At 38.1% G+C, this 3594-nt stretch carries 3 protein-coding genes; all 3 read right to left on the bottom strand.

What is annotated here, in order from left to right:
* Positions 1-308: 308 nt before the first annotated feature.
* The 3 genes from PUQ60_RS11375 to PUQ60_RS11365 all read right to left on the bottom strand — a co-directional run bounded on the left by PUQ60_RS11375 (position 309) and on the right by PUQ60_RS11365 (position 3094).
* A complete protein-coding gene (locus PUQ60_RS11375; protein ID WP_006856844.1) occupies positions 309-1079 on the bottom strand; it encodes a hypothetical protein in 771 nt (256 codons plus the stop codon).
* 227 nt (positions 1080-1306) lie between these two features.
* Positions 1307-2347: a hypothetical protein gene (locus tag PUQ60_RS11370; RefSeq protein WP_006856843.1), complete on the bottom strand. Its 1041-nt coding sequence runs from the start codon at positions 2345-2347 to the stop codon at positions 1307-1309.
* A gap of 117 nt (positions 2348-2464) precedes the next feature.
* Positions 2465-3094, bottom strand: coding sequence for a hypothetical protein (locus PUQ60_RS11365; RefSeq protein ID WP_006856842.1), 630 nt, complete (start codon positions 3092-3094; stop codon positions 2465-2467).
* Positions 3095-3594 lie beyond the last annotated feature (500 nt).

Genomic DNA, 3594 nt, shown 5'->3' with positions numbered 1-3594 from the left:
CGATCATACAAACAAAAAATGTGCATATCACTGTCATAAGAATCCATATAATGCAACTTTTCTTTTTCTCTAATTTAATCATAATCCTTTTCTCCTCATTATAAATATAAAATCTCCTCACGGTGAGTAACCTTTCTGTAGCCTTCATATTCAACTACATCAATTATAACATGCTGGGTACGAAGTTTTGAATAAATATTTCATAACTTTTCTCACTTTTGGAAATTAAATCTAAAAAGCAAACAGCCAGCTACAAACTGCTTGATTCATAACTGTCCTAGCGCGTTGCTTTCTTTCTTATTTGTTTTTTAATATACATACTTGTCATTTCTTTTATCATAAGCCTTAACTTTCCTGCAAATCATTTTTTCAATTTTCTTCTTTCGAGTTGTATATCTATCTATATTAGAATTTTTCGCCCAAAAAATAACAGCCACATATAATCCATAGCAAATTACAGCCCTTAATATTTCAAAACAATCTATTCTTCTAATATTTGATGTAAAAGATGAAATAAATCCATTATCCATTCCATATTGCAAAAAACTATTTATGATTATAAACAAATACATATTACCTACCATAAGGAACAAAAATGCTAGAAAAAATTTAAAATATGTAAAAATTTTAAGAATTATACATGGTAATTGATCCATCCTGTTATCATCATTAGGATAAATATCCAAGTAATCATATATAAATACTTTTAATAACTTTTTATCTGTTATCGTATTATCCGTTTGGATTTGAGATGTATTTATCAAATGTATAACATATTTTGGAACACATTCATCGGTATGGTTTATCTGATCTTTTATCTCTTGTAACGCATTTTCATTTCCAGCTTTTAACGCTTCAATAAATGGAATCAATATCTTATTATAATATTGTTTTTCCCGTTTAAAACCACCCTTAAAAAAAGTATTATATATTAATGTGCACATTGTAATAAGAGACGTAACTATTGCCACAATAAAATTTATATTTTCTTGCATATCACTTTCCCTTTCTATATTTATTGATTGTCCTTTTTTCTCGATTACTGTATATGTCTCCTCCGTGGTACTGCATTTCTTCATATCTCACTTTCTATAATCTGTTCTTTTATTTTCAGATATTCGAACAAAACAAAGCGATACTTTGTGTGATTTGACATTCTAAAAACTCAGATACATCTTTCGTATTCAGAGTATAACACAAAGTGCCGCCTGTACACAATTTTTTGTGTTACAGACGGCACCTGCTAATAATTTTTAAGATTCGGGAGGCAAAAGGTGGTTTTCAATTTTTTGACCCCCGAATCTTTTTAATAATATCCCGGATATCCATGCTTTGCCCGAAAGGCTTCCTGGCTGGCGTGGTAATCTTCCAGTGTCATATGGTTTTCCTTTAAATACTGTTCAAACATCAGTGAATCGATCTCATCGGCGGTATACAAAGTACCTCCCGGATACCGGCAGAATATCTTTTCACCCTGATTGATGCTGCGCATAAAATCCATAAAATCATCCACGTCGATCTTATCATCTAAAAAATCTCTCCAGAAATTTTCATGCGCCTCGAAACGCAGATTCCAGTCGGACGGAAGCTGACCGATCAATGACATGACCTTTTCATACTGTTCCCTGTTCTCAAAAGAAATAGACCACTCATAGCCTTCTGTCTGTCCCGCTTTCCGGCAGAAAATACCCTCCTCGGTATACCAGGTGATATAGCGGATATCCTCTTTATCCGGCTGATCGGCAGGATATGTACAGGATGTGGAATCTGCCGTGAGCAGATCACCTTCCGTCTGGAACCCTTTTTCCATGGATACTTTTTCCATGGATGCTTCTTCCACAGATGTTTCCTTCTCCTTTCCCAGCTCTTCTGCCGCTCTTTTTTCCTGTTCTTCCTCCATCAGTTTCCGGATCGCATCTTCTAAGGAATCGAATTTGCTGAGAAATTCATCCCACTCTTTCTCTGTAAAGGACTGTGACCCGATCTGATAGGAATTTTCCGTTTCACCATTTTTGATTTTTGTAAAGATCTCCTCAGATTTTTCTTTTAAAAGCCTGGCATATTCTTCCCGTAAATCTGTGACAGATTGCTCTGAATCTGCCGTTTCTGCCGCTTTCTTCATATTTTCGGACCAATAACTGCTGTCAAAGCAACCGCTGTCCTCCAATATACTCCTGTCAGAACTTCTTTTTCCGGTATCTAGTTCTTTCATTCCGGCAAGCAGATTATCAGCCTTCTCGCCTGCAGCCTGAAAATTAAAACGAACCGATTGTCCGGACTTTACGTTTCTCCCGGAACTGCCGGATACAGCAAATGTTCCATAACTTCCTACCCCGTTAACTGTCATTTTTCTCCTTTCTGCAGTCCGTCTGTCAGTCGGGACTGCTCCACTCCCCTGAAAGGACCGAGTGGTTACTTTATTTATCGGCTGCTTTAACCATTTCCCCCAGTCCTTTACGGATTCTTATGCGCGCATGTCAAACGGGTGATATGCTTTTTTCTCTATGGCATCCTGCTGTAATTTTTCCTCGGTTGACAGTTCCTTCGTTGATAATTTCTGTCCTGATAATTCTTTCTCTGCAGTTTCTTCTGGTGCTTTCTCCGTTGGCAGTGCTTCGATGTTTTCCGTCAGGTCACCGGTCATTTCTTCTGTCATCTGATCTGTGATCTCTGACAGCTTCTCCATATTTTCAGCAAGCATTCCCTTGTCATCGTCTGTTCCAAGCGCCTCATCCACAGCTTCTTCTTTTCTTTCTTCCTCGGTCTTTGGCTTATTCTTCTCTGCCTCTTTGGCTCTTTTCTCAGCCTCTTCCTCCGCCTCATCCATGATATGAAACATCTGCGAACTGTTATACTCCTGCTTTGCCGCAGCGATCTCATCCTCATAGGTATGGAACATTTCCAGTTTTTTGGCAATATCCTCCACCGTTTCGGTTTTCATATTTTTCAGATTTTCTTTCTGTGCCTCAAAAAATGCAACTTTACTGTCCCGCTCTGACTGTCTCTCCATTTTTTCTTTCGTGCTCTTTAACATATTCGGATTCGGATGTAAAATCCCAGACATTTGTTTTGAAAAATTGATCGTATAACTCATTTTTACCCCCGGTATTACAAATAAATCTTAACATCATTGTTTCTTTTGTTAATATCGTCATTTCTGCCATTTTGTTTAAGCAAAAAAGTGTATGGTTCTTAAATCATTTCTTTATTCTTTCAGCAGCTATTTACCTGTAATCCGCAGACACCTCCAGATAACTTCGTTTTCCGCTGATATAATCTGCATGTGCACGTTCCGGATCTTTACCCTTAAATACGGTGCAAAGTCCACACATATCGCAGTCTGCGATACACGGAAAGGTATCTTTGATATACTGTCTTCTTTCCTCTTCTGTGGAAGATGCTATCTCTGGCGGTCTCATACTGCACCTACTTTACCAGACCGGAGTTGCTTCTGTATTCTTCATTGATCTCGCGCAGTTCCTTCTCGCCATTGATGTATGGCTCGTAAAATGCATCAACAGAACCGCCGCCTAAATTGTCACAGCCATTGCAGAAATCGCAGGCTCCCCCGCACTGGTTCAAGCCTTCCTGTAC

The sequence above is a fragment of the Clostridium sp. AF02-29 genome, from assembly GCF_934835585.1.
GTDB classification, from domain to species: Bacteria; Bacillota; Clostridia; order Lachnospirales; family Lachnospiraceae; genus Otoolea; species Otoolea fessa.
This window is presented reverse-complemented; position numbering and strand designations above follow the sequence as displayed.